A 24,534-nucleotide genomic window follows, 5' to 3' on the forward strand; every position below is an offset into this window, starting at 1 on the left:
GGAAAAAGTGTGCGGCCGTCTAGTGGTTTGGCGACCAGCGGGTGAAAAACGGGGCGGCGAGATCCACCGCCTTGCGAAACAGCACGGCCTCCACGGCCAGGATGAACATGGCAGCAAAGACAGTATCGGCCTGCATCCGGGCATTGGCCTGCACCATAACGAAGCCGAGACCACCGGCAGCGCCGACCCATTCGCCGACGACGGCGCCAAGCGGGGCAAGCGGAGCTGCTATACGAAGGCCGGAAAAAGCTGCGGCATGGCCAGAGGAAGCCTGATGAGAACGAGAAGTTGCCAGTGGCTGGCGCCATCGAGGCGGGCAGCCTTGACGATGGCGCTGTCGGTGCGGGCAAGCCCATCGGCGAAATTGGAAGCGACCGGGAAGAACACGATGATCGTCGTCATCACGATCTTGGAGGTGATGCCGAAGCCAAACCAGAGCACCAGCATGGGTGCGATGACGAAAACGGGAAAGGACTGCAGCACCACCAGCGCGGGCCAGACCAGCCGACCCAAGCGGGGAAAGCCCGCCAGCAGAAAGGCAGCACCGGCACCGAACAGCGCACCGACGGCAAAACCTGCAATGATCTCGCGCAGCGTGACGAGCGCTTCAGAAAACAGATAGGCATGGCCGGTCCACAGCTTTATGGCCACGGAAAGCGGGGCTGGCAGGATATAGCGCGGCAGCGCAAACACCGTGACCACCGCCTGCCAGACAAGGACAAGTGCACAAACCATCAGACAAAATTTGAAAACTGCAGACAGGCCTTGCTTCAAGTCCCCTCTCCCCGGCGTGGCCGGGCAGCGGACGTATCAAAACAGGCAGATTTTCTGGGCGTGTCGCTCAATACCAAACTCCGTTCCTACGCCGGCATGACCCGGATCAGGTTCAAGGGTTCGGCACGAAGCCATCTCAGCATCTTGGTCACAAGATCGCACCCCTCGGATGGCTTATCTATGCCTGCGCGGAGCGCCATGGTCAAGAGTGCAGGCACAATCCATGGTTGCCGAATCTGTGTCTGGATTGACTTCCCCGCCATTTTTCACCTTCAAGTTGTCGGGAAACAATGGCGATACGGATGATTTTCAGTTAGCGTTCATAAAATCACACTAAACGGTCAGTGGAAGATAACTGACCGGCGCGCCGAAAAACCGGCCGCCCCGACAATGCGGAGGAAACAATGCTTATCGCCATCGTCATCGTGGCGGCGCTTTTCGGCATGCTCTTTGGTTTCGACCAGGGCGTGATTTCCGGCGCCTTGCCGTTCATCAAACAGGATTTCACCATTACCCCCTTCATGGAGGGCGTGATCACCTCTGCCGTGCCGCTCGGCGCTGTCGCGGGCACCATCTTGGCGATGGTGACCACCGACCGCTACGGCCGAAAGCCGATGCTGATTCTCGGCGCAGTGATCTTTCTGTTCGGCTCGCTGTTTTCCGCGTTCGCCTTCAACCAGTATGTGCTGACACTGGCACGCCTTGTGATCGGCGTCGGCATCGGCGCATCTGCGATGACCGCTCCGATGTTTCTCGCGGAAGTCGCTCCGGCGCGTATTCGCGGCACGATCGTCTCGGCCTTCCAACTGATGATCACCATCGGCATCATGGTTTCCTATATGTCGGATGCGGCCTTTGGCGGCACCGGCGACTGGCGCTGGATGATCGGTGTCGGCGTGTTTCCGTCGATCATCGCCCTTGTCGGCATCCTGCTGTCGCCGGAAACGCCGCGCTGGCTGACGCTGAATTCGAACGCCGACAAGGCGCGCGACATCATCACGAAGCTGCAGCCTGAGGCGAGCGAAGAAGACGTCGACAAGATCATTACCGAGATCAAGGAAAGCGCCAAGGACGAGGAAGCCACTCCCGCCTGGAACACCTTCCTGAAGAAGGGCATCCTGCCGATCACCAGTTTCGCGATGATCGTGTTCGTGCTTCAGCAACTCTCGGGCATCAACGCGATCATCTATTACGCACCCGAAATCTTCAAGAACGCGGGCTTTTCCGGCACCACGACACAGCTTCTGGCAACGGTCGGCATCGGCGTCGTCAATGTGGCGCTGACCATCGTCGCCATGTATCTGGTGGAATCGATCGGACGACGCAAACTACTGATTTTTGGCTTCGTCGGCACCTCCGCCTCGATGGCGCTGGTCACCGTCGCGACCATGATGGACGTTGCCGCAACGCCTTATCTGGCATTGATCGGGATTTTCACCTTCATCGGCTTTTTCGCCGTCAGCCTCGGTCCGTTGCCCTGGCTCTACATGGCGGAGCTGTTTCCGCTTCGGCTGCGCCCGCGCGGCATGGCGCTGGCGTCTATTGCCAACTGGTTCTTCAACTTCGTCGTTGCCCTGCTGTTTCCTGAGCTTCTCGCAGGCATCGGGATCGTCGGAACCTTCGCGATCTTCACCACCTTCTGCGTGATCGGTGTTTTCTATGCGATTGCGGTGGCACCGGAGACCAAGGGCATCACGCTTGAGGAAATCGAGCAGCGCACTTTTGCTGCGGGCTGACAGGCACGCCCTGAAAGAGATCGAACGGCCCGCCGGAGACCCTCCTGCGGGCCGTTTTGCATGCAACCGCCAAAATGCCTAAGACTAATGGCTGCATTGCCGGTAATGGACAATTTGCGCCAATCAGGCGAAAACGGCGGTGGCATTGAAGCGGGAGGAGAATTCATGCACGACCACACGGTGCGCACCCACAAATCATCGGAAAACCTGAAACGGGAAGACCAGCTTGCCTGGAAGATCGCCACGGTCGCGGCTGATCGCGTGGCCCTCGACGACGACGTTGTGGAGATGATCGGCAACCGGATCATCGACAATGCCTCCGTGGCCGCCGCCTCCATCGCCCGCCGTCCGGCCATCAGTGCCAGAACACAGGCGACCGCCCACCCGTTTGCGCCGGGCGCGACAATCTTCGGCCTTGCCGCCGACAAGCGGTTTTCGCCGGAATGGGCGGCATGGGCCAATGGTGTGGCCGTGCGTGAGCTTGACTATCACGACACGTTTCTGGCTGCCGATTATTCCCATCCCGGCGACAATATTCCACCGGTTCTGGCCGTCGCCCAACATTGCGGGCTTTCCGGCGAGGCGCTCGCACGCGGCATTGCCACCGGCTATGAAATTCAGGTCGATCTGGTCAAGGGCATCTGCCTGCATGAGCACAAGATCGACCATATCGCCCATCTGGGACCATCGGCGGCTGCCGGCATCGGCACAGCACTGGGGCTTGATACCGAGACCATCTATCAGGCCGTTCAGCAGGCGCTGCATGTGACGACCACGACAAGGCAATCGCGCAAGGGCGAGATTTCGAGCTGGAAGGCCTATGCTCCGGCCTTTGCCGGCAAGATGGCGGTCGAGGCGGTTGACCGGGTGATGCGGGGCGAAGGCGCACCATCGCCGGCATGGGAGGGCGAAGACGGCTTCATCGCTTACCTTCTTTCCGGCCCGACTGCGGAATACACCGTGCCGCTGCCGGAAAAGGGCGAAGCCAAGCGCGCGATCATGGACACCTATACCAAGGAGCATTCGGCTGAATATCAAAGCCAGGCGCTGATCGACCTTGCTCGCCGCATGGGGCCGAAGATCGGCGACCTTTCGAAGGTGAAGTCGATCCTGATCGAGACCAGCCACCACACCCATTACGTGATCGGCACCGGCGCCAACGACCCGCAGAAGATGGACCCGAATGCGAGCCGCGAAACGCTCGACCACTCGATCATGTATATCTTTGCGGTCGCACTGGAAGATGGCGGCTGGCACCATGAGCGCTCCTATGCGCCCGAGCGCGCCAAACAACCCGAAACGGTGGCGCTGTGGCACAAGGTCACCACGGCGGAAAATCCGGAATGGACGCGGCGCTACCACAGCCACGACCCAGCGGAGAAAGCCTTCGGTGGCCATGTGATCGTCACCATGGAAGACGGCACGATCATCGAGGACCAGCTTGCCATTGCCGATGCAAACCCGCTCGGAACCCGTCCGTTTGCCCGGCCGGACTATGTGAAGAAATTCCGCATGCTGGCCGATGGCGTGATTGCCATGGATGAGCAGGACCGCTTCCTTTCGACCGTGGAGCGGCTGATGTCACTGGCGCCTGATGAGCTTGCCGGACTGAATTTTGCCGTGTCGCCGGACAAGCTCGGTGCGCAGGCAAAGACAGGGATATTCGACTGGAGATGAGATCGTGGTGCGCGTCCGGCCTTGAGGAGGGGCGGATGCGCGACCTGGAGGAGAGATCATGACTGAAGCAAGAAAACCGAAGAAATCGGTGGCGCTTTCCGGCGTCGTCGCCGGTAATACAGCACTTTGTTCCGTCGGCCAGAGCGGCAATGACCTGCATTATCGCGGCTATGACATTCTCGATATCGCAGAGACCTGCGAATTCGAGGAAATCGCCCATCTGCTGATCTATGGCACGCTGCCGGGTGCGGCGACGCTTGCCGCCTACAAGGCCAAGCTTTCTGCCCTGCGTGGCCTGCCCGCCGCCGTGCGCGGTGCGCTGGAACTGTTGCCGGCGGCCACCCACCCGATGGATGTGATGCGCACCGGCGCATCCGTTCTGGGTTGCGTTCTGCCGGAAACGGACGACCACAACAAACCCGGCGCACGCGACATCGCCGACCGGCTGATGGCCTCGCTCGGCTCGATGCTGCTCTACTGGTATCATTTTTCCCATAACGGCCGGCGGATCGATGTCGAGACCGATGACGCATCCATCGGCGGGCACTTCCTGCACCTGCTACACGGCAAAGCACCGGGCGAAAGCCATGTCCAGGCGATGCACACCTCGCTCATTCTCTATGCCGAACATGAGTTCAATGCCTCGACCTTTACCGCCCGCTCGATCACCGGCACGGGAACGGATTTCTATTCCGCCGTCTGCGGCGCGATCGGGGCCTTGCGCGGGCCAAAACATGGTGGTGCCAACGAGTTCGCCTTCGAAATCCAGAAGCGCTACGACACGCCGGGAGAGGCCGATGCCGACATCCGTGAGCGGGTCGCGCAAAAACAGGTGATCATCGGCTTCGGCCATCCGGTCTACACGGTCTCCGATCCGCGCAACAAGGTGATTAAGCAGGTCGCGCACGAACTGTCCGAAGAAGCCGGTTCGATGAAGATGTTCAATATCGCCGAACAGATCGAGACGACCATGGCGGACGCGCGCAAAATGTTTCCCAATCTCGACTGGTTTTCAGCCGTTTCATACCACATGATGGGCGTACCGACGGCGATGTTTACGCCGCTGTTCGTGATTGCCCGCATGGCGGGCTGGGCGGCACATATCATCGAGCAACGCGAGGACGGCAAGATCATCCGCCCCGCCGCCAATTACACCGGCCCCGAAAACCGGCCTTTCGTGCCGATGCTTGATCGAACCTGACAGGATTATTGCCATGCCCTATCTGATTTCAGCCGATCTTCCCGAAGAGCCCGCTGGCCTTCGTCTCCGCCGCCAGGTGGAGGCAGGCGGTATCGTCACCATGCCCGGCGTTCACAACGGCATGGCTGCCCTTCAGGCGAAGAAGGAAGGCTTTGACGCGCTTTATCTCTCGGGCGCTGCGATGACCGCCTCCATGGGGCTTCCGGACCTTGGGATGATCACGGTCGACGAGGTCGCCTTCTTCATCCGCCAGATCGCCCGCGCCAGCGGCCTGCCGCTTCTGGTCGACGGCGATACCGGCTATGGCGAGGCGCTGAATGTGATGCATATGGTCCGCACCTTCGAGGATGCGGGCGCTGCGGGCGTGCACATCGAGGACCAGCTGCTGCCGAAGAAATGTGGCCATCTCAATGACAAGAAACTGGCGGACGCGCACGACATGGCCGCCAAGATTGCAGCCGCCGCCAAGGCCCGCAAAAATCTCTACATCATCGCCCGCACCGATGCGGCGGCGAGCGAGGGTATTGACGGCGCGGTGGCCCGGGCAAAGCTGTTCATCGAAGCCGGTGCCGACGCAATCTTCCCCGAGGCGCTGAACACTGTCGAGATGTTTCGAGAGTTCGCCGCCCGCATGGAGGGCGTGCCGCTTCTCGCCAACATGACCGAATTCGGCCGCACGCCCTATATGACAGCCTCCGAGTTCGAGGCGATGGGTTACCGCATGGTGATCTTCCCGGTTTCCTCGCTCAGGGTTGCCAACAAGGCGCAGGAGAGATTGTTTTCAACGCTGAAGCAAACCGGCTCCACCAAGGCGATGCTGGACGATATGCAGACGCGCGCGGAGCTTTACGAAACCATAGACCTTGCGGCCTACGAAGCGCTTGATGCCTCAATCGTCTCGACGGTGCTGCCAACGATGGACAAGTGTTAGCTCTACCAGCTCTTCAGTGCCCTGAGCTCTGGCGTCTTCTTGAACATGTGCTCGTCCATGCGGGCCAGCAGGGTGTCGAGGGTGGAAACGCCCTCGCCGACTGCCTCGCCCTTGTTCAGCATCACGCATTCGGCGCGCGCACCCATCGCCGCATCGGTCATTTCGCCGCGAGAGGGCACGCCGGTCTTGACCAGATTTTCAAGAACCTGGGTCGCCCAGATCACCGGTACGCCCGCCGCCTCGCAGATCCAGAGGATTTCCTCCTGCATTTCAGCGAGCCGCTCGAAGCCGATCTCGGCAGCAAGGTCACCACGGGCGATCATCACGGCGAAATCCCGGCGCCCGACCGCGCGGGCAATCAGCGCGGGCAGATTCTTGACCGCTTCCGGGCGCTCGATCTTGGCGACGACACCGAGGCCCGGATTGCCACCCGCGCCCAGTTCCTGATCCAGCAGGTCGAGGTCGTCGGGGCGCGAGACGAACGAATAGCCGACCATGTCGGCGCATTCGATCACGGTTGAGATATCGCCGGTATCCTTGGCCGTCAGCGGCGAAAGCCCGAGCGCCGTATCGGGCAGGTTCAGCCCCTTTTCCGGCTTCAGCCTTGTCCCCTTGGCCCTGGCGCGCTCAACCCGGATCACCGCCATGCCATCGGAAACCTCAGTCACCACAGTCTGCAGCTTGCCGTCATCATAAAGCACCCGGTCGCCGACCTTGAGCCGCGTCACCATTTCCGGCAGCGAGACACTGACACAGAAACGAATATCATCGAACAGGGCCGGTTCGCCCGTTGCGATCAGGCGGATGCGGTCGCCGACATTGGCCTTCAGCTTGCTTTCGGCGAGAGCGACCTTTTCGGTACGGATCTTGGGGCCGGCGATATCCATCAGCACGGCAATCCGCCGTCCTGCCGCATCACCTGCCGCTCGCACATGCTTTGTCATTGCACGCCAGGCCTCCGGCCCGTCATGGGCGCAATTGATGCGGGCGATATCCATGCCGCGACGGACAAGATCGGCAACAAAAGCGGGATCGTCTGCCGCTTCACTGGCGAGCGTCACCATGATGCGGCTGCGGCGATGGGCCGGTGGCGGGCCGAACATCAGATCGGTCGCCTGCTCAAGCCGTCGCTCGCCGGCAAAGAAATCATCCGCCGAGGGCAAAGGCACCACATTTTCGCGACCCGCCCGCGCTGCAAGGGCGACGAGCACGGCATCAAGCGTGGGCAGAACGCGGCTTTCCAGCCGCCCGAGCGAGGACAGACCGTGGCGCATCAGCGCGCGCTGAAGCGGACGGACATCATGATGACGAAGGGCAAGGTAATGGGCGAGATTGACGATGCCCGGCAGCGACGCCGCCTCCGGCCCAAAGCTCTGCAAAATGGCACGCGCCTCGCTTGTGACCAACGCGCGAAGGCTCTCCACCCGCTCCGTCAGGCCCCAGACATCGTCCATGTCGGTAAATTGATCGAAGCCAGTCATGACGTTCTCCCGTTACTGTCCGCAAACCTCAGATAGACCGATTTTCACGACCTTTCCATGACAGCAATCATCGAAGTGGCTGGCTTGCGCGTCGCAAGGCAGCGGGTCTATGGATGAGGCAACCGGTGTTCCGGATCTGACAATATCATGCAGGAGCCCTCAAAGATGCATGGCGAATACAAGGTACCCGGCGGCAAGCTGGTGGTGGCCGATATCGAAGTGCGCGACGACAAACTGGCCGATGTGCAAATCGCCGGCGACTTCTTCCTGGAGCCGCCCGAAGCGCTTGCCGACCTTTGCAAAGCTCTGGAAGGCCTGCCGACGGCAAGCTCGGCGGAGACAATGGTCGCAGCACTGAAGGCGAAGTTGCGCCCGGATGCCGCACTGATCGGCTTCAGCCTCGAATCCGTGGCAATCGCCGTGCGCCGTGCACTCGGCGTTGCCAAGACCTGGCGCGATTTCGAGTGGGAAATCATCGATACCGGCGGCGAGACGCCGGCGATGCATCTGGCCATCGACGATGTTCTGGCGCGCGCGGTTGCCGAAGGCCGGCGAGCGCCGACGCTGCGTTTCTGGGAGTGGGAACGGCCGGCCATCATCATCGGCGCTTTCCAGTCGCTGAGAAACGAGGTCGATCTGGAGGCAACCGAACGGCTCGGCGTCGAGATCGTGCGCAGGGTTACCGGCGGCGGCGCGATGTTCGTCGAGCCCGGCACCGCGATCACCTATTCGCTTTATGCACCGGGAGAACTGGTCGACGGCATGAGCTTTGCCGACAGCTACGCCTTCCTCGACAACTGGGTGCTGAAGGCGCTGAACGACATGGGTGTCGATGCTTTCTACAAGCCGCTCAACGACATTTCGAGCTCCAAGGGCAAGATCGGCGGCGCGGCACAAAAGCGTTATGGCGGCGGCACCGTGCTGCATCACGTGACCATGGCCTATGACATGGACGCGGAAAAAATGATGCAGGTGCTGCGGATCGGCCGTGAAAAACTCTCCGACAAGGGCACGAAAAGTGCGGCAAAGCGCGTCGATCCCGTGCGCAGTCAGACGGGCCTTGTCCGTCGCAACGTCATCGACCGGATGAAGGCAACCTTTGTGGATCTGAACGGCGGCCGCGAAGGCACGGTAACGCCGGATGAGTACAAGGCGGCCGAGGCGCTTGCGACAGAGAAATTCGCAACACCCGAATGGCTGGCCTCGATCCCGTAAGGCACAAAGATATGGGCGGCTTTTTCCTGGGATGCGATATCGGCGGCACGGCTTCGCGCTTTGCCGTTGTCGATCAGGCGGGAACGCCTGTGCGGCGCGGATCGGCGCCCGGCGCAAGCGCGCTTCTGGCGGGTCAGGAAGACAGGATACGGCTTGAGACGGCCTTTGTCCGGATTGCCGCAAGCCTGCCAGGCCCGGTCCATGCCGCGACACTCGGGCTTTCGGGTTACGGCCCGGAGGCCTTCGGTGAGGTCGCAGCGATCATTACCGCAAAGACCGGGATAGCGCAGGAGCGCCTGACGCTTTTCGACGATATCGAACTGACCTTCCGCACCCTGTTTGCACCGGGCGAAGGTCATCTGGTGTCAGCCGGTACCGGGGCTATCGCCATCCATTTTCGAACTGACGGCACGCGACTGCGCATCGGCGGACGCGGATTGATGATCGATGATGCGGGCTCTGGCGGGTGGATCGCCCTTGCCGCCATCCGCGCGCTTTATCGCAGGCTGGACGAGGATGGAACCGCTGGCGACATGACGGGTCTGGCCTCAGCCCTTTTTGAGGCGATTGGAAGCGATGACTGGGCAGACGTGAAGCGCATCATCTATGGCAGCGACCGGGGGCGGATCGGCACGCTTTCCGTGGCGGTGGCGAAGGCGGGCGAAGCCGGCGACCGGTTTTCGCAGAATTTGCTCAGGCAGGCGGGAGGCCAGCTTGCCCGGCTTGGCAATATCCTGATTGCGCGCGCGGGCGAGCGCCCCGTGGCCTTTACCGGCGGTGTGCTGAAGCTTTCACCGCTGATCGGCGAGACCATCGCGACAGAGCTTTCCGGCCCGGCGACCTTTCCGGATATCGATGTCGCCGAGGGGGCTGCGTTGCTGGCCTGCCGGGAGTTTCAGCGCCAGTCGCAATAGCGGTGGCTTTGCCCCTGATAGTCCTCGACCTGATAGTCACAAGCCTCAACGTGCTCCAGATAGGCCGGCCCGATCGGCACCTTGCCGTGGCCGCCGGGAATATCCAGCACATAGGTCGGCAGGCAAAGGCCTGAGACCCGGCCGCGCAAGGCCCGCATGATCGCCTGTCCGCGCACGATCGGCACGGCAAAATGACTGACGCCCTTGGCATGATCGAGATGATGCAGGTAGTAGGGCTTGACCCGGTTGAGCAACAGCGCGCGGAACAGGGTGGCAAGCGTCTCTGCATCATCGTTGACATCCTTCAGCAGCACCGTCTGCGAAAATAGCGGGATGCCATTGTCGGCCAGTCGCGCCAGACCTGCCTTGACCGCATCCGTCAGCTCGCGGGCATGGTTGACATGGATGACGATATTCACGGTTTTTCGCGCTCGCTTCAGCGCTGCGATCAGAGCGTCGGTGATCCGTTCCGGTGAGACCAGCGGCGCACGGGTGTGGAAGCGGATGACGCCAACATGGCGGATTTCGCCAAGCGCTTCCATCAGCGCACCCAGACGACGGTCCGACAGCACCAGCGGATCGCCGCCCGACAGAATCACCTCGAAGATCTCCTCATGGGCGCGAATATAATCGAGCGCGATCTGAAGCTCAGCACCGTCAAGGGCGGCCTCCGGCTTGCCGACCGTTTCCCGGCGGAAACAGAAGCGGCAATAGACCTGACAGCTATGGGTGGGCTTCAGCAGCAACCGGTCGGGATAGCGATGGGTGATGCCCTTTTCGCGCTCGAACACCTGATCGCCAATCGGGTCTTCACTTTCACCGGCGTGATGATCGAGTTCGCGGGCATCCGGCACATATTGCGTGCGCAGCGGATCATCTGCGCCGGCGCCCTCAAGGGCAGCCAGCACATGGGCGGGAATGCGGATGCGGAAGTTTTCTTCAACCGCCTTTAGTTCGGCATGGTCTTGCGGGCGCACCAATGCGCGGTCAACCAGCCCGCGCGCATTCACCACCGCTTTTGCACCATTGTTCGCCATATCCGCCCGCTCTGCCGCCGTGCTCCGGCCCGTGGCCGGTTTCAGTCCCGCCTTCTACGCTATCCGCCGGGTGAATCAAAGGGCAGTCAGCCTCATCAATAAAGTCACATAACAGTACATAATTGCGCTTGGCAGAATTAAATAGATGATCTAGATTGCATCTCACAATGGGAGGAATGTCATGAAAACCAATGAAGGCGTCATCAAAACCTTTATCGAGGCCGGTATCACCCGCGGCTTCACCCTGCCGGGCCTCGGCATCACCTGGTCGCTGCCAGCCTTTTTCGACCGCAAGGACGAATTCGAACTGGTGTTGGCACGCTCAGAGCAGTCGGCCTCGGTGATGGCACAGGTGGCGGGCAAGCTCACCGGCAGGCCCGGTCTGTTGATGGCCCAGGGCCCGTTTGCCTCGTCCACCGGCGCGTTCGGCATTCTGGAGGCCTATTTCTCCTCCTCGCCAATGGTCGTTCTGACCGATACGTCCTGCTATGACGGCTTTGCCCAGCACGGGGTCTACCAGACCATGACCGGCGATTACGGCGCGGGCGATGCCTTTGCCGTGATGAAGACGATGACCAAATACGCCACCTATGCGACCACCCCGCAGGAGGCGATCTACGGCACCCAGCTTGCCGTCAAACACGCCGTAACCCCGCGTCAGGGCCCGGCCGCCGTGGTGATGCGTACCAATATCATCAAGGAAGATGTTCCCGACCATCCGCGCGCGAAACTCTACCCGACAGAGGGCTATCTGCGCTCGACCCCGATGAAGCCGGACGGCGACGCGCTGGCGGCCATCGCCGAGGCGCTGAAGACTGCCGAACGCCCGGTGATCATTGCCGGAAACGGCATCTATATGAGCCGCTGCGGCGACAGGCTGAGCCGGTTTGCCAACCGCGAGGGGATCGCCGTCGCCTCCAGCTATCACGGCAAGGGCACGATCGATGAAACCACGCCGGTCGCCGTCGGCATGATGGGCAACTGGGCCGCCAAATCCGCAAACCGGATGGTGCAGGCCGCCGACCTGATCCTGGTTCTCGGTTGCAGCCTCGGGCCGGAATATACCCGCTTCCGCGACGAGAAAATGATGCGGCCGGGCGAACAGAAGATCATCCAGGTCGATATCGATCCGCTACAGGCGGGCTGGGTGCTGCCGGTGGATATGGCCGTGACCGCCGATGTTGCCGATGTTGTCGGTTTCCTTCTCGACCAGACCGGCGTGGATCGCGCGCGCGCGGAGAGCCGCAAGAGCTTCATCACCGCACTCAAGGCCGAAAACCGCTACGGCGAACTGCCGCATTACAAGACCCGGCCGGGCACCGTGCATTACGCCGATATCATGCGTAGCCTCGATGGTTTCCTGACCCCGGACGACCTGCTGACGCTGGATGCCGGCAGCAACCGGATCTGGGCAACGTCATCGCTGCCGTTGCGCTCGCCGCATCAGCTTGTCGCGCCCGGCGGCATCGGCGGCATGGGCTGGTCGACGCCGGCCGCCACCGGCGCCAAGATCACCTGCCCGGAAAAACGCGTGACCGGCGTAATCGGCGATGGCGGCTTCGTGATGACCATGGACGCGATCGCGACAGCCGCAGAGCAGAACCTTGACGTGGTCTATGTGGTTGCCAACAATGCCGGTCTTGGCATGGTCCGCGACAACCTCGGCAACAAGGCAATCGGCGTCAATTTCGGTGACCACGACTTTGCCAAGGTGGCCGAAGGGCTTGGCGGCTCTGGAATAACGGTAACCGAGGCCGACCAGATCGGCGATGCGCTGCGCGCCGCCCACGCCCGCGGTGGCCCGGTGGTGCTCGACATCAAGGTCGATCCGGCGGCAAGCCATCGCGACTGCTCCGACTATGACGACCTGCCGGACAATGTTGCGCTGAAATAGGATAGTTTGTCCTATCTCGTCCAAGCCGCCTGAAACCAAATGACAAACGGGCATCCGATGGGATAAACAGGCACAATGAGCGAGGAACATGACAATCGCGGCCAGCCGGTCAAACGGCGAGGTCGCCCGCGGCAGGATATCGGCACCGCCGCCCTCAACGAAGAACGCCCCTTCGTCAGTTCACTGGCGCGGGGACTTTCCATTCTGCGCGCCTTCCGCGCCGAGGACAAGGTGCTTGGAACCCAGGCGCTTGCCGAGCGCACAGGCCTGCACAAGACCACCGTTTCACGCCTGCTCGGCACGCTGACCAAACTCGGCTATCTGCGCTACATGCCCGAATACGGCAAATATGCCGTTTCCAACGAGGTGCTGACGCTTGGCTATGCCGCAATCGGCCGGTTCGGCTTCGGTGAACTTGTTCGTTCGCACATGGACCAGCTCGCGGCAAACGGCGATTGCGTGGTCGCACTTTCCGTGCGTGACGGCGCGGAGATGATGTTCGTGGAACTGGTACGCCGGCCGACGGCGGTCGCACTCAACCTCAATGTCGGCTCCCGCATTCCACTTGCCGAAAGCGCACCGGGCCGGGCCCACCTGTTCGCACTGCCCGAAGACGAGCGTGAAGCCGCGTTCACCCTTTTGAAGGGCGTCCACGGTGCTTCATGGGAACGCGAAAAAAAGCCAGCGCTTGATGCCGCGCTCGAGCGCATGGCCCAGACCGGCTATTCGGAATCCTTCGGCGCATGGGCTGAAGGTCATAATGCCATCGGCGTGGTTCTCCACGCGCCGATGACCGGCGACATCTATACGCTGAGCGTCGGCGGCAATGCCCGCAACCTGCCGGAAGAAAAGCTGAAAGCCACGCATCTGCCGATGCTGATGCGCGCGGCCCAAGAGATTTCCGCACTCTCCGGCAGCAATTTCTAGAAAACCTTAGTCATCCCAGCCAATGACCGACAATTCCGGCCAGAGCGCCAGCCAGCGCTCGGTCTTGTTCTCGTAGACCTCACGCGAGGCCTGAGTCTTGTTCGCCCGCACGATGGCCCTCATCAGGTCTGAGAAGCCGAAGGGTGCGTCATACTGCCAGACGCCGGCAACCGGCCTCACCCCGACGGAGGTTGCGGTTGTCGGAAATGTTGTGATCGCCTCCGAAACGCTGTCATAGGGCTCAATGCCGTAGCCGAAGCGCTCGCCATACCAAAGGTGCACACGCGCCTGGTTCTTGACGTCGATCCAGGCGGGAACGCCCTCGAACATCGCACGCACCCGCGCGGCTTGCCGCATCTCTCCCCGTTCGGAAAGGTCGCCGGGATCGAAATAGACGAGATCGATATCGGCAATACCGTGGCTCGCCTCGTAGCCGAAGCGCTGATTCCACACCGTTTGCGCCAGGGCCCCCGCCACCAGCCAGCAATCCGGCAGGGCGATGCGGTCGAAGTTCTCCAGAATGGGTGAAATCAGCGGGCTTGCCTCCAAAGCGGCTGCAAGCCGTGCGCATTGGTCGTCCATTGATATCCTCATGGCCCGGATACGCCGAAGCCTTGTCAGCAAAAGTTTGTCTGAAAACCTGACGATTGCAAGCACCGAAGCCGAAGGATTGCGATTTTCTCAAGCACTCCATCGATTGCAACTTGAAAGATATCAAATCAGCGCAACATCCCGCAACTTGGAAAAAGCAATTGAAACAAAAGGATAATTTACCAAAGAACCCTCTTGAAAATGCCACATTCCGGGCTTTTCCTGAATATGTGACCGGCAGCGCCATCGGCGCGTCCGATCATCCTGCCCGCAGACTATCTGCAGCAAAGATTGGAGGCTCACAATGATCACAACAACCATTTTCCCCGGACGCTATGTTCAGGGCGCCGAAGCGATAGGCCAACTGAGTTCAGAAATTGCCCGCCTCGGCAAGTCGGCCCTCGCGATTGTCGATAAGAGCGTGATGGCGCTGGTGCGCGATGCCGTCAGCGGCGATGACAAGACGAAGATTACCGTGGAAGCGTTCAACGGCGAATGCTCGGACGAGGAGATCGCCCGCATCGCCAGTCGTGTATCGGCGGAAGGCGCCGAGGTGATCGTCGGCATTGGCGGCGGCAAGACGCTCGACACCGCCAAGGCCGTGGCACACGCGGTCGGCCTGCCTGTGGTCATCGCCCCGACGCTTGCCTCCACCGATGCGCCCTGCTCAGCGCTCTCGGTGATCTATACCGCCGAAGGGGCGTTCAAACGCTATCTGGTGCTCCCGAAAAATCCCGATGTCGTGCTGGTTGACACCGGGCTGATCGTCGGTGCGCCGGTCCGGCTTCTGGTCGCCGGCATGGGCGATGCACTTTCGACTTGGTTCGAGGCCGAAGATTGCCGCCATACCGAAAGCGCCAATATGACCGGTCGCCTCGGCTCAATGACAGCCTATGGCCTTGCCCGCATGTGTTTCGATACGCTGCTTGCCGATGGCACAGCGGCAAAGGCCGCTGCCGAGCAGAAGATCGTCACACCCGAATTCGAGCGGATCGTGGAAGCCAATACGCTTCTGTCCGGCCTTGGCTTTGAAAGCGGCGGCCTTTCCGGCGCACATGCGATCCACAACGGGTTGACCGCGCTTGAAGGCACGCATGGCTACTGGCACGGCGAGAAGGTTGCGATCGGTACACAGTCGCTGCTGATGCTGACCAAACGCCCAAGCGAAATCGTCAATGTCGTCTTCGGCTTCTGCGAGGCGATCGGGCTGCCAATCACGCTTGAGGATATCGGCATCGGTGATGCCAGCGATGCTGATCTGCTTGCCGTGGCCAAGCTTGCCTGCGACCCGGCCGACACGATGGGCAATGTGCCCGGCGCGATCAAGCCGGACGATGTCGTCGCCGCCATCAGGGCTGCGGACGCCGAAGGGCGGCACCGCAAGGCCAAACGGCTTGCCGCATAAAGAGCGGCTGTGGCCTTTAGAGGGTCGGGCACCAGCGCCCGGCTCTCAACGCCTGACCCGTTCCCCATGGGTAAACACCGAAAAGCCATCGCCACGTGCGCTGGCAATCAGGGTGATCTTGGCTCTTTCCGCTGTGTCGACTGCCAGGGCGGTTGGCTGCGAGACCGCGATCAGCACCGGGGCGCCGGCGATCGCCGCCTTTTGCACCATTTCAACCGAAAGCCTGCTGGTCACGACGAAGGCGCCGCCTGCGACCTCTTCCCGGCTGAGGGCGAGCGCGCCGATGAGCTTGTCCAGCGCGTTGTGGCGGCCGACATCCTCGCGCACCGCCACAAGGCCGCCATCGGGCCGGTAAAACCCGGCGCCGTGCACAGCGCGGGTCCGGCCGAAAAGCGGCTGATGACCGGCAAGAGAAGATACCGCCCGATCGATGTCACCGGAAGTCATGCTGAAATGACCGACGTTCAACGATGGCACCGGCCGCATGGCTGCATCGATGCTTTCCAGTCCGCAAAGCCCGCAACCGACCGGCCCCGCCATCGACCGACGCCGGGCAGCAAGGACAGCGGAACAGTCTTCGCCAAGTGTTATCTGCAAGTCGATGCCGGTATCGAAAACAACTGTCTCCAAAGCGGTGATCTCGTCCGGATGCCCGATGATGCCTTCGGTGAGGCTGAAACCATAAGCGAAATCATCGAGATCCGCGGGCGTTGCCATCAGCACGGCATGGGACGAGCCGCCATAGCTGATCGCCACCGCCGTTTCGGCGGCGAGGGCATCCGGTCCGTCGGCCTTGTTCCGGCTGCCGACTGAAAACAGCGGCCCTTGCGGGAGTGCGGCGCACGGCAGCTCCTCAGCCATTTTCCACCGTTGTCGCCTCACGGCGCATCTTGTTCTCGCCCCTCAGCATCGCAGCGATCACGGCAAGCGAGGCGGAGAGCTCGATTTCAGACGATGCCGCAAGGCCGACGCGGATGGCGGGCGCCGACGCCTCCCGCCCGGAACGGAATGTGCTGCCTGCTGCAACGGCGACACCACGATGGCGGGCGCGATCGACAAAGGCAGCCTCATTGGTGCCGTCGGGCAGCGGGATCCAGGCATGCAGCGCGCCCGGCGTCATGGTGCAGGCTATGCCGGCCAGCGCCTTTTCGGCGATCGCGCGGCGTCGTTTCAGCGCAAGACGCTGCCAGTTGACCAGTTCGATCGCTGTTCCGTCGACGATCCAGCGGCTGGCAATTTCGGCCATGACCGGGGTCGCAATCCAGTTGGCGGCCAGGTAGCGATTGGCAACCGTCGCCGCGTAGCGGTCTGGGGCGACCAGATATCCGCAGCGAAGCCCCGGGATCGTGTTCTTGGAAAGATCGGTCATATAGAGCGTGCGTTCCGGTGCAAAGGCGGCGACCGGAGGCGGCCGGTTTTCCACCAACGGACCCAGAACGTCATTTTCGATGACGGCAAGGTCATAGCGGCGGGCAATGGCCGCAACCGCGCGCCTGCGCGGCGCGCTCATCACCGTTCCACGCGGACCGGCGGCCGATGGCTGCAGAAAGATCGCCCGTAGCCGCTTGCGCGCGGCAAGCGCCTCAAGTGCTGACGGCAAAATACCTTCGGCATCGGCGGGAACGGGTTCGAGATCGATACCGAGATAGCCGCAGAGCGGTTTCACCATCGGGTGGGTCAGGTCTTCGGCCGCCATTGCCGAGCCGGGCGGCGCGACACTCATGAAGGCCGCCGTCATCGCATCGCTGGAACCGTTGGTGACGGTGATGCCGTGATGCGGCGCCTTCAGCCCACAGGCGGCAAGCCAGTTGACACCGGCCATCCGGTAACGCCGGAACAGCGCATTCGGGATCATCGAAAAGGCAAGATCCGGCGGCATGGTGGTGCCGAGTTCGGCGAAGGCATTGCGAAAGCGGCCAAGACTGCGGCTTTCACAAACCGGCTTCAGGATCGACAGGTCGACAACCCCGGAGGCCCCCTCGGTCATATATGGTCGTTCCGGTCCCGACGACGCCGATTTGACATAGGAGCCGCGACCGACCTCGCCGGCCACCAGTCCCCGGCGGGACAATTCCTCATAGGCGCGGCTGATGGTCTGGACGGAAATCTTCAGATCGGCGGCCATCTGCCGCTGCGGCGGCAGACGCATGCCGTCGACCAAAAGGCCGTCACGAATTGCACCGGCAATCTGCTCTGCAATGGAAAGATAGGCCGGTCGCTTGATCAGCCTGGGATTGGGGCGCCATTTGGTCATGCCCTATCGTGTCGCAAATCATATCAATTGACAAGAGCTTGCCCGGGGTTTGGAACCAAAGCGGAGGTCGCCCACAACCTATTGAATCCTAAAGCCTTCGATCAAAACCTGCGGCGCCACCGTGCAAACCGAAACACATGGAAATCAGTGCAATTGGTTACGCTTGTGTGAACGCGGCGCTCACGTGCCGAGCCGCGTGATCTTGGTGCACAGCCAGTCGGACAGTTTGAGCGAGGCGGCAGCGGCAGCGACCATTTGCGGCAATGTCAGCCACTCCAGCGTCCAGGCCGCTCCCGAACGCTCCTGCTCATGCACCAGCGCCATATGCATGGCCGAGAGCTGTGCGGCGTTAAAACGCGAGAGCGACACCAGCACTTCCGCGGTCACCGGATTGCGCTTTCCTTCGATATCGGAGGATTCACCGCCGCCGGAAAGCTCGATCTCGTCGCCCATCTCGGCCAGAAGCGCGATGTCCAGCCCGAACTTGCCGAGGCTGCCGGTGATCTGCGACATCGCCGAGGCGAACTCGGCGATCACGTTGCGCTGGTTTTGCCATTGCGGCGCATCGATCAGGCCGAGAATGTCGGCCAGCATCGCCCGAACCTCCACGGAGTGCTCAGGAAGACGGTGAAGCGTGCCGACCGCACCGCCGAACTGGACGGCAAACAGCTGTCCGTCGAGGCGCAGGAGAAACTGCCGGAGATAAAGCACCGGCTCGCGCCAGGCGCGCAGACGGTCCGAAACCGTGATCGGCATGGCCGGCTGCATCCGGGTGCGGCCCATCAGGGCACGCTCCCCGAAGCGCGAGTCAAGTGTATCCATGCGTTGAAACAGGTGGTCGAGGCGGTCGATCAGCAGCGTGGAAACCGCCGAAAGCCGCATCATCAGCGAGGTATCGACGACATCCTGGCTGGTTGCGCCGAAGTGAACATATTCGCCGGCCTCCGGCCCGACCGCGGCCCTGAGCTGACGCAGGAGATCGGGCACAACGACGCCGTCGCGACCGGTCGCTGTCTTCAGGGCCGCGATATCGGGTGAAAAGCTGGCGCAGACTTCGCTGATGCGTTCAGCCGCCGCTTCCGGAATAACACCGGCCCGGGCCTCGGCCTCGGCGAGCGCGGCCTCGAAGGCCAGCATCGCCCTGATTTCCGCATCAAGCGAGAAGAAGGCGGCAACCTCGTCGTCGCCAACCAGGCCTGAAAGAACAGGATGATCAAAAGCAGAATAGCTCATGGATAATGATCGCTTGCTACCGACAGCGGCAGGATGGCGGATGCCCTCCCGGCCGACACGGATACCGGGAAAACCGATACCCTCGAACGGCCTCACCTTGCGACAATGATGCGCCGAGTGCAAGAGCCGGAGGCTGATTTCCGTCTCCCGGCAAGGCTTCGAACGAGAAAGGGCGGCCACTGGCCGCCCTCGTAAACGCGCCTTCAAAGGCGGATTACTTCCAGTCGCGAATATCGACGAACCGGCCTTCGATCGCGGCTGCGGCGGCCATGGCCGGGGACACGAGATGGGTCCGGCCCTTATAGCCCTGACGGCCTTCGAAGTTCCGGTTCGAGGTCGAGGCGCAGCGTTCTTCCGGCTTCAGGCGGTCGTCATTCATCGCCAGGCACATGGAGCAACCCGGTTCGCGCCATTCGAAGCCCGCTTCGAGGAAGATCTTGTCGAGACCTTCGGCTTCAGCCTGTTCCTTTACGAGACCCGAGCCCGGCACGATCATGGCGCTAACCCGGTCGGCAACCTTGCGACCCTTGGCGACGGCAGCTGCGGCGCGCAGATCTTCAATCCGGCCATTGGTACAGGACCCGATGAAGACACGGTCGAGTTCGATGTCAGTGATCTTGGTGCCGGGGTTGAGGCCCATATATTTCAGTGCGCGCCATTTGGATGTGCGCTTGTTCTCGTCAGGAATATCGTCCGGATTCGGCACTTCGCCGGTGACCGCGATCACGTCTTCAGGCGAAGAGCCCCAGGAAACGATCGGCGGCAGGCTGGCGGCATCGAGGGTTACCACTCGGTCATAGTCCGCGCCCTCGTCGGTCGTCAGCGACTTCCAGTATTCCACGGCCTGGTCCCAGGCCTCGCCCTTGGGCGCGCGCGGCCGCTCCTTGATATAGGCGAAGGTCTTTTCGTCCGGCGCGATCAGGCCGGCTCGGGCACCGCCTTCGATTGTCATGTTGCAGACGGTCATGCGGCCTTCCATGGACAGATCACGGATCGCCTCTCCGGCAAATTCTATGACGTGGCCGGTACCGCCGGCTGTGCCGATCTCGCCGATGATCGCCAGGATGATGTCCTTAGCGGTGACGCCTTCCGGCGCCTTGCCGTCGACACGCACCAGCATGTTCCTGGCCTTCGACTGGATCAGCGTTTGGGTGGCGAGCACATGCTCGACCTCGGAGGTACCGATACCGTGGGCAAGCGCGCCGAAGGCGCCATGCGTCGAGGTGTGGCTGTCGCCGCAGACGATGGTCATGCCTGGAAGCGTAAAGCCCTGTTCGGGGCCAACGATGTGGACGATGCCCTGGCGTTTGTCTTTTTCGGAATAATATTCGACGCCGAAATCTGCGGCATTCTGGGCAAGAGCAGCCACCTGTATGCGGCTTTCCTCGTTCTTGATGCCGTTGACGCGGTCCGGCGTGGTCGGAACGTTATGGTCGACCACGGCCAGTGTCTTCAGCGGTGCATGCACGGTGCGGCCTGCGATCCTCAAGCCCTCAAAGGCCTGCGGGCTGGTGACTTCGTGGACCAGATGACGGTCGATGTAGATCAGACAGGTACCGTCATCCTGGCTGTCCACGAGATGATCGTCCCAGATTTTGTCGTAGATTGTGCGAGCCTTGCTCATGATTTCGTGACCCATTTATCGAAGAACAGGAAAAGGCGCGGTCACCCGCAGCCGGCTTTGAATGAAAAAGCGTCAGCTAAGTCGGGCGTTGAGCGCGCCGGAAATCATCGCAAAAAAGCGGCTCGGCAGGCGTTTTCTGTCCTGCAGAACGAAGGGTCTGAAAGAAACGACCGCGCTCTCTGTGTCAATGATCATCATGGGCCGGTCTCTACCAGCTTTCCCGGTTTCGGGCAATCATTTCCGGGAACGGTTCAAAACTGGCTTTCAATGGGGGTCACCCGCGCATCGAGAAACCGCGAAGGCGAACCAGAGCCTGTCCGGCGGCGTTCCGCTGACGTGGCTGCGTCATGTCATCGAAAATCAACACGTTGCGGTTCTGCGCAGAATCGTCAAGCACAGGAGTGGCAATGGAACCGAGGATGATCGGGTTTCCGGCGCCAGCCACAATGGCGCGTAATGCGTACATTTTCACTCCGTCTGCCACAGCCGCCAGTGTCTCACGGCTGCAGCCTCGCAATTCATAAGAGCACGCATATGGGAACCGATTCCGGCTTTTTCTTGTCAAAGACCGCAAAACGCAGAGAAGCCGCCCGGAGGCGGCTTCCTGAAACATTACATTTTAGGTGGAGCGATTAAAGGCCTATTCGCTCTTGGCTGCTGCTGCAGCAGCTTCCTTCTCGGCCTTGGCCGCTGCGCGGGCAGCCGCAGCAATTTCGCGGGCCTCGTCGTTCAGACGGCGCGAGCGCACGGATGTGTTTTCCGCGATACGGGCCGACTTGCCGCGACGGTCGCGCAGGTAATAAAGCTTCGCACGGCGAACCTTACCACGACGGACCACTTCAACGCCTTCGACCTGGGGCGAATAAACCGGGAATACACGCTCGACGCCTTCGCCATAGGAAATCTTGCGAACGGTGAAGTTCTCGTGGATGCCGCCGCCGGAACGGGCAATGCAAACGCCTTCAAAGGCCTGCACACGGGTGCGGGTGCCTTCCGTCACGCGGACGTCGACGCGAATGGTGTCACCGGCTTCAAACGGTGGGAGTACGCGCTGTTCGGTGATGCGCGCAGTTTCTTCAGCTTCGAGCTGCTCGATGATGTTCATCGGTCTAACCTCTTGATATCTTGCTTTAACGGCCAGAGCGCTCAACAATCATCCTTCGGTCAAAGCCTCTGGATTTGCCTTCATATCAAGGCGGGAGCGTTACGCGTTTTTTTGTTTTCGGTAACCGGAACACCGGTCAGAGCGGGCCTATAGACGATTTTCTGGCCTATGTCACCCCTTTTGCGCAGCATTGCTGCCGGAATGCACCCATTCCGCCCGCAGTAAGCCCATCATCACCGTATTCCAGCGTTCATCGGCGAAACGAGCGGACGAACGGCGCACGCCCTCCCGTGTAAAGCCAAAGGCGCGATAGGACTGGATCGCTGCTGTGTTGAACTCATAGACATTGAGCTCAACCCGCATCACATTCCGGTCGGCAAAAGCTTTTGAGACGAGAAGGTTCAGCAGCGGCCGCGACACCCCCTGCCCCGAAATTCAGGGGCAATGGCGATGCGGCAAAGCCGCGCTATGCCGTTCGGATGATCGAAGACAATCTGTCCGTGGCCGACTTGGTCACTCCCTGATTTTACCATGAAGCCCGCGAATACGGGTTTCGCACCCAGCATCTCCGCGGTCCCTGCGCACAGCTGATCATAACTGAAGGGAAAGGCAAGCTGTGTGCCGCCCCAAAGGGCAGTCGCTCTGGCATCGTCAAACCAGCCGGACACAATGCCGAAATGTTCCGGCCCGAACGGTTCGAGGTGCAACATCTCAGTCATCGCGCGCACCCTTTTCAGCAATAAGGTCGGGACGGCGCGCGGCGGTCAGCCGCAGCGCCTGCCGATGCCGCCATTTCGCGATTGCGGCGTGATTGCCGGAGGTGAGAACGTCGGGGATCGTCTCCCCTTCCCATTCGGCCGGTCGGGTATAATGCGGATGCTCCAGAAGGCCATCCTCGAAGCTCTCATGCGTGCCGGAAAGCGCATTGCCCATCACACCGGGCAGAACCCGCACCACGGCATCAAGCAACACAAGCGCTGCCGGTTCCCCGCCGGAGAGGATATAATCGCCGATCGAGACTTCCTCGAGGCCGCGCCGGTCGATGACACGCTGGTCGACGCCTTCGAACCGCCCGCAGACAATCACGGCCCCCGGCCCTTCGGCAAGCGCGCGCACACGTTCCTGCGTCAGCGGCTTGCCACGCGGGCTCATCAAAAGGCGCGGCCGGTCATCATCGGCGGAGACTGCATCGATGGCCTTGCCCAGAATATCGGCGCGCAGCACCATGCCCGCGCCGCCACCGGCTGGCGTGTCGTCCACGCTTCTGTGCCGGTCCCCGGCAAAATCGCGGATATTGACCGCATCAAGCGACCATTGCCCGCGCTCTGCCGCCCGACCCGCCAGCGACGTGCCGAGATGGCCGGGAAACATCTCCGGATAAAGTGTGAGAACCGTCGCCCTGAAAGACATTGCGGCTACTGGCCGTCGGGACCGGAAAAGTCCGGCTTATCGTCGTCGCCATCACCGATCAGCCCGGCGGCCACCGGATCGATCACCACCCGGCGATCCTCGAAATCGATTTCAAGCACGGCGCTTTCGTTGAACGGGATCAGCACAGGCCGACGCCCCGGCCCTTTCAGCTCCAGCAAATCGCCGGCGCCAAAGTCAAAGATCGCACTGATCGCGCCATAGCTGTTGCCAGCGCCATCGAAGACGTCGAGGCCTTCGAGATCGGCATAGAAATACTCCTCGTCCTCAAGCTCGTCATCGGGCAGGTTATCGCGTTCGATAAAGAGCTCGAGGCCGCGCAGCGCTTCGGCGGCATTGCGATCATTCACACCGCGAAAGCGGATCACCATCATGCCGTTCTTGCCGGGGCGCGCTTCGAGGATTTCGAACAGCCGCCCGTCTGCGGCATGCAGATTGCCGTAATCGCCGACCGTCAGCGGGTTGGCGGTAAAGCAGCGCACCCGCACATCGCCGCGCAGGCCCTGCGCCGCACCGACAGTTGCCATCAATACCGGATCTTTGAGCTTTGCCATCGTCATTTCGTCCCTGTCATCAATGGCTATCTAGGCCCTTTTGGCACAAAGGAAAAGGCCGGACGCATGCGCCCGGCCCTGACCGATGCCCAACAGCGGCCCGGCGCCTGAAGAAGGCGGGGCCGCCTGCGGCAGTCCTTGTTATTCCGAAGCTTCGGCAGAGGCTTCTGCGGCAGCAGCAGCGGCGGCTTCAGCCTTCTGCTTCTTTTCCGCAACGCGCTCTTCAGCCTTCTTGCCAGGCTTGGCCTTGTTCGGGTTGCTGCGAACCTTGCGCTCTGCAAGACCGGCTTCAGCGAGGAAGCGCAGGACGCGGTCGGTCGGCTGTGCACCGGTGGAAAGCCAGTACTTCACGCGCTCTTCATCGAATACGACGCGATCGGCGTTGTCCTTCGGCAGCATCGGGTTCCAGTGGCCGAGCTTTTCAACGAAGCGGCCGTCGCGCGGGGAGCGCTCGTCTGCAGCAACGATGTGGTAGTAAGGGCGCTTCTTGGAACCACCACGGGCGAGACGAATCTTGATAGCCATTTTCTTTTCTCCTTAAAGGTATTTCTCG

23 protein-coding genes, 1 pseudogene and 1 riboswitch are annotated in these 24,534 nt (G+C 61.5%); of the genes and pseudogenes, 10 read left to right on the forward strand and 14 right to left on the reverse strand.

Going from position 1 to position 24,534, the window contains the following annotated elements:
- Positions 1–19: 19 nt before the first annotated feature.
- A pseudogene (locus AC0L7L_RS16460) lies at positions 20–735 on the reverse strand (ABC transporter permease).
- Positions 736–840: 105 nt separating this feature from the next.
- A riboswitch (TPP riboswitch) is annotated at positions 841–950 on the reverse strand.
- A 228-nt stretch (positions 951–1,178) separates the two neighbouring features.
- Between AC0L7L_RS16460 and AC0L7L_RS16465 the strand changes: the two are divergent.
- From AC0L7L_RS16465 to prpB, 4 genes are all read left to right on the forward strand, one after another.
- Positions 1,179–2,510, forward strand: coding sequence for a sugar porter family MFS transporter (locus tag AC0L7L_RS16465; protein ID WP_473510140.1), 1,332 nt, complete (start codon positions 1,179–1,181; stop codon positions 2,508–2,510).
- Positions 2,511–2,675: 165 nt separating this feature from the next.
- The gene (locus AC0L7L_RS16470; protein ID WP_272213109.1) at positions 2,676–4,187 is read left to right on the forward strand and encodes an MmgE/PrpD family protein; all 1,512 of its coding nucleotides are present in this window, start codon (positions 2,676–2,678) and stop codon (positions 4,185–4,187) included.
- A 58-nt stretch (positions 4,188–4,245) separates the two neighbouring features.
- Entirely contained in the window at positions 4,246–5,388 is a 1,143-nt protein-coding gene (prpC, locus tag AC0L7L_RS16475) for a bifunctional 2-methylcitrate synthase/citrate synthase (RefSeq protein ID WP_272213110.1), read from the forward strand.
- A gap of 13 nt (positions 5,389–5,401) precedes the next feature.
- On the forward strand, positions 5,402–6,319 hold the full coding sequence (gene prpB, locus AC0L7L_RS16480) for a methylisocitrate lyase (protein WP_272213111.1): 918 nt from the start codon (positions 5,402–5,404) through the stop codon (positions 6,317–6,319).
- Between the two features lie 2 nt (positions 6,320–6,321).
- Here the strand turns inward: prpB and AC0L7L_RS16485 are convergent, their stop codons facing one another.
- Positions 6,322–7,800, reverse strand: coding sequence for a pyruvate kinase (locus tag AC0L7L_RS16485; protein WP_473510144.1), 1,479 nt, complete (start codon positions 7,798–7,800; stop codon positions 6,322–6,324).
- A gap of 147 nt (positions 7,801–7,947) precedes the next feature.
- Between AC0L7L_RS16485 and AC0L7L_RS16490 the strand changes: the two genes are divergently transcribed.
- Positions 7,948–9,015, forward strand: a complete 1,068-nt coding sequence (locus AC0L7L_RS16490) for a lipoate--protein ligase family protein (RefSeq protein ID WP_272213114.1) — start codon at positions 7,948–7,950, stop codon at positions 9,013–9,015.
- A gap of 11 nt (positions 9,016–9,026) precedes the next feature.
- On the forward strand, positions 9,027–9,929 hold the full coding sequence (locus AC0L7L_RS16495) for an N-acetylglucosamine kinase (protein WP_473510146.1): 903 nt from the start codon (positions 9,027–9,029) through the stop codon (positions 9,927–9,929).
- Here AC0L7L_RS16495 and AC0L7L_RS16500 read toward each other — a convergent pair.
- Entirely contained in the window at positions 9,911–10,966 is a 1,056-nt protein-coding gene (locus AC0L7L_RS16500; RefSeq protein ID WP_272213115.1) for a lysine-2,3-aminomutase-like protein, read from the reverse strand. The two genes, AC0L7L_RS16495 and AC0L7L_RS16500, sit on opposite strands and share 19 nt — an antisense overlap.
- A gap of 181 nt (positions 10,967–11,147) precedes the next feature.
- On the opposite strand from AC0L7L_RS16500, the gene AC0L7L_RS16505 reads away from it, so the two are divergent.
- Both AC0L7L_RS16505 and AC0L7L_RS16510 read left to right on the forward strand, forming a co-directional pair.
- Positions 11,148–12,860, forward strand: a complete 1,713-nt coding sequence (locus AC0L7L_RS16505) for a thiamine pyrophosphate-binding protein (RefSeq protein ID WP_272213116.1) — start codon at positions 11,148–11,150, stop codon at positions 12,858–12,860.
- A gap of 75 nt (positions 12,861–12,935) precedes the next feature.
- Positions 12,936–13,787, forward strand: a complete 852-nt coding sequence (locus AC0L7L_RS16510; RefSeq protein WP_473510148.1) for an IclR family transcriptional regulator — start codon at positions 12,936–12,938, stop codon at positions 13,785–13,787.
- 6 nt (positions 13,788–13,793) lie between these two features.
- On the opposite strand, the gene AC0L7L_RS16515 is transcribed toward AC0L7L_RS16510, so the two are convergent.
- Complete coding sequence (locus AC0L7L_RS16515; protein ID WP_473510150.1) at positions 13,794–14,369, reverse strand: nucleotidyltransferase family protein; 576 nt, start codon at positions 14,367–14,369, stop codon at positions 13,794–13,796.
- A gap of 122 nt (positions 14,370–14,491) precedes the next feature.
- Here AC0L7L_RS16515 and AC0L7L_RS16520 point away from each other — a divergent pair, with 122 nt between their 5' ends.
- Both AC0L7L_RS16520 and AC0L7L_RS16525 read left to right on the forward strand, forming a co-directional pair.
- Entirely contained in the window at positions 14,492–14,686 is a 195-nt protein-coding gene (locus AC0L7L_RS16520) for a hypothetical protein (protein WP_272213120.1), read from the forward strand.
- On the forward strand, positions 14,683–15,783 hold the full coding sequence (locus AC0L7L_RS16525) for a glycerol dehydrogenase (protein WP_473510152.1): 1,101 nt from the start codon (positions 14,683–14,685) through the stop codon (positions 15,781–15,783). Before AC0L7L_RS16520 ends, AC0L7L_RS16525 begins: the two co-directional genes overlap by 4 nt.
- A 45-nt stretch (positions 15,784–15,828) precedes the next feature.
- Here AC0L7L_RS16525 and fdhD read toward each other — a convergent pair whose 3' ends face one another.
- From fdhD to rpsP, 10 genes are all read right to left on the reverse strand, one after another.
- Positions 15,829–16,644, reverse strand: coding sequence for a formate dehydrogenase accessory sulfurtransferase FdhD (gene fdhD, locus AC0L7L_RS16530; protein ID WP_272213122.1), 816 nt, complete (start codon positions 16,642–16,644; stop codon positions 15,829–15,831).
- The gene (gene ehuR / locus AC0L7L_RS16535) at positions 16,637–18,037 is read right to left on the reverse strand and encodes a MocR-like ectoine utilization transcription factor EhuR (RefSeq protein ID WP_473510154.1); all 1,401 of its coding nucleotides are present in this window, start codon (positions 18,035–18,037) and stop codon (positions 16,637–16,639) included. Before ehuR ends, fdhD begins: the two co-directional genes overlap by 8 nt.
- A gap of 180 nt (positions 18,038–18,217) precedes the next feature.
- Positions 18,218–19,270 carry a 3-carboxy-cis,cis-muconate cycloisomerase gene (locus AC0L7L_RS16540; protein WP_272213125.1) on the reverse strand — a complete coding sequence of 351 codons (1,053 nt, stop codon included), beginning with the start codon at positions 19,268–19,270 and terminating at the stop codon, positions 18,218–18,220.
- Positions 19,271–19,484: 214 nt separating this feature from the next.
- The gene (gene leuC / locus AC0L7L_RS16545) at positions 19,485–20,894 is read right to left on the reverse strand and encodes a 3-isopropylmalate dehydratase large subunit (RefSeq protein WP_473510156.1); all 1,410 of its coding nucleotides are present in this window, start codon (positions 20,892–20,894) and stop codon (positions 19,485–19,487) included.
- Between the two features lie 274 nt (positions 20,895–21,168).
- Entirely contained in the window at positions 21,169–21,360 is a 192-nt protein-coding gene (locus AC0L7L_RS16550) for a hypothetical protein (RefSeq protein WP_272213126.1), read from the reverse strand.
- Positions 21,361–21,534: 174 nt separating this feature from the next.
- Positions 21,535–21,999, reverse strand: a complete 465-nt coding sequence (gene rplS / locus AC0L7L_RS16555) for a 50S ribosomal protein L19 (RefSeq protein ID WP_473510159.1) — start codon at positions 21,997–21,999, stop codon at positions 21,535–21,537.
- Between the two features lie 171 nt (positions 22,000–22,170).
- Positions 22,171–22,419, reverse strand: coding sequence for a GNAT family N-acetyltransferase (locus tag AC0L7L_RS16560; protein ID WP_272213127.1), 249 nt, complete (start codon positions 22,417–22,419; stop codon positions 22,171–22,173).
- Between the two features lie 291 nt (positions 22,420–22,710).
- Positions 22,711–23,409, reverse strand: coding sequence for a tRNA (guanosine(37)-N1)-methyltransferase TrmD (trmD, locus tag AC0L7L_RS16565; protein ID WP_473510161.1), 699 nt, complete (start codon positions 23,407–23,409; stop codon positions 22,711–22,713).
- Positions 23,410–23,414: 5 nt separating this feature from the next.
- On the reverse strand, positions 23,415–23,981 hold the full coding sequence (gene rimM, locus AC0L7L_RS16570; protein WP_272213130.1) for a ribosome maturation factor RimM: 567 nt from the start codon (positions 23,979–23,981) through the stop codon (positions 23,415–23,417).
- Positions 23,982–24,122: 141 nt separating this feature from the next.
- On the reverse strand, positions 24,123–24,506 hold the full coding sequence (rpsP, locus tag AC0L7L_RS16575; protein ID WP_473510163.1) for a 30S ribosomal protein S16: 384 nt from the start codon (positions 24,504–24,506) through the stop codon (positions 24,123–24,125).
- Between the last annotated feature and the right edge of the window lie 28 nt (positions 24,507–24,534).

The sequence above is a fragment of the Martelella sp. K41-7 genome, from assembly GCF_055808365.1.

Excerpts from the sequence above, each read along its gene's own strand:
- AC0L7L_RS16540 (WP_272213125.1), bottom strand. The coding sequence starts at position 19,270 with ATGAGCTATTCTGCTTTTGATCATCCTGTTCTTTCAGGCCTGGTTGGC.
- leuC (WP_473510156.1), bottom strand. The coding sequence starts at position 20,894 with ATGAGCAAGGCTCGCACAATCTACGACAAAATCTGGGACGATCATCTC.
- ehuR (WP_473510154.1), bottom strand. The coding sequence starts at position 18,037 with ATGACCAAATGGCGCCCCAATCCCAGGCTGATCAAGCGACCGGCCTAT.
- prpC (WP_272213110.1), top strand. The coding sequence starts at position 4,246 with ATGACTGAAGCAAGAAAACCGAAGAAATCGGTGGCGCTTTCCGGCGTC.
- rpsP (WP_473510163.1), bottom strand. The coding sequence starts at position 24,506 with ATGGCTATCAAGATTCGTCTCGCCCGTGGTGGTTCCAAGAAGCGCCCT.
- AC0L7L_RS16495 (WP_473510146.1), top strand. The coding sequence starts at position 9,027 with ATGGGCGGCTTTTTCCTGGGATGCGATATCGGCGGCACGGCTTCGCGC.
- AC0L7L_RS16515 (WP_473510150.1), bottom strand. The coding sequence starts at position 14,369 with ATGGACGACCAATGCGCACGGCTTGCAGCCGCTTTGGAGGCAAGCCCG.
- rplS (WP_473510159.1), bottom strand. The coding sequence starts at position 21,999 with ATGAACATCATCGAGCAGCTCGAAGCTGAAGAAACTGCGCGCATCACC.
- AC0L7L_RS16470 (WP_272213109.1), top strand. The coding sequence starts at position 2,676 with ATGCACGACCACACGGTGCGCACCCACAAATCATCGGAAAACCTGAAA.
- AC0L7L_RS16490 (WP_272213114.1), top strand. The coding sequence starts at position 7,948 with ATGCAGGAGCCCTCAAAGATGCATGGCGAATACAAGGTACCCGGCGGC.
- AC0L7L_RS16465 (WP_473510140.1), top strand. The coding sequence starts at position 1,179 with ATGCTTATCGCCATCGTCATCGTGGCGGCGCTTTTCGGCATGCTCTTT.
- AC0L7L_RS16485 (WP_473510144.1), bottom strand. The coding sequence starts at position 7,800 with ATGACTGGCTTCGATCAATTTACCGACATGGACGATGTCTGGGGCCTG.
- AC0L7L_RS16525 (WP_473510152.1), top strand. The coding sequence starts at position 14,683 with ATGATCACAACAACCATTTTCCCCGGACGCTATGTTCAGGGCGCCGAA.
- AC0L7L_RS16505 (WP_272213116.1), top strand. The coding sequence starts at position 11,148 with ATGAAAACCAATGAAGGCGTCATCAAAACCTTTATCGAGGCCGGTATC.
- prpB (WP_272213111.1), top strand. The coding sequence starts at position 5,402 with ATGCCCTATCTGATTTCAGCCGATCTTCCCGAAGAGCCCGCTGGCCTT.
- AC0L7L_RS16500 (WP_272213115.1), bottom strand. The coding sequence starts at position 10,966 with ATGGCGAACAATGGTGCAAAAGCGGTGGTGAATGCGCGCGGGCTGGTT.
- fdhD (WP_272213122.1), bottom strand. The coding sequence starts at position 16,644 with ATGGCTGAGGAGCTGCCGTGCGCCGCACTCCCGCAAGGGCCGCTGTTT.
- trmD (WP_473510161.1), bottom strand. The coding sequence starts at position 23,409 with ATGTCTTTCAGGGCGACGGTTCTCACACTTTATCCGGAGATGTTTCCC.
- rimM (WP_272213130.1), bottom strand. The coding sequence starts at position 23,981 with ATGGCAAAGCTCAAAGATCCGGTATTGATGGCAACTGTCGGTGCGGCG.
- AC0L7L_RS16550 (WP_272213126.1), bottom strand. The coding sequence starts at position 21,360 with ATGTACGCATTACGCGCCATTGTGGCTGGCGCCGGAAACCCGATCATC.
- AC0L7L_RS16510 (WP_473510148.1), top strand. The coding sequence starts at position 12,936 with ATGAGCGAGGAACATGACAATCGCGGCCAGCCGGTCAAACGGCGAGGT.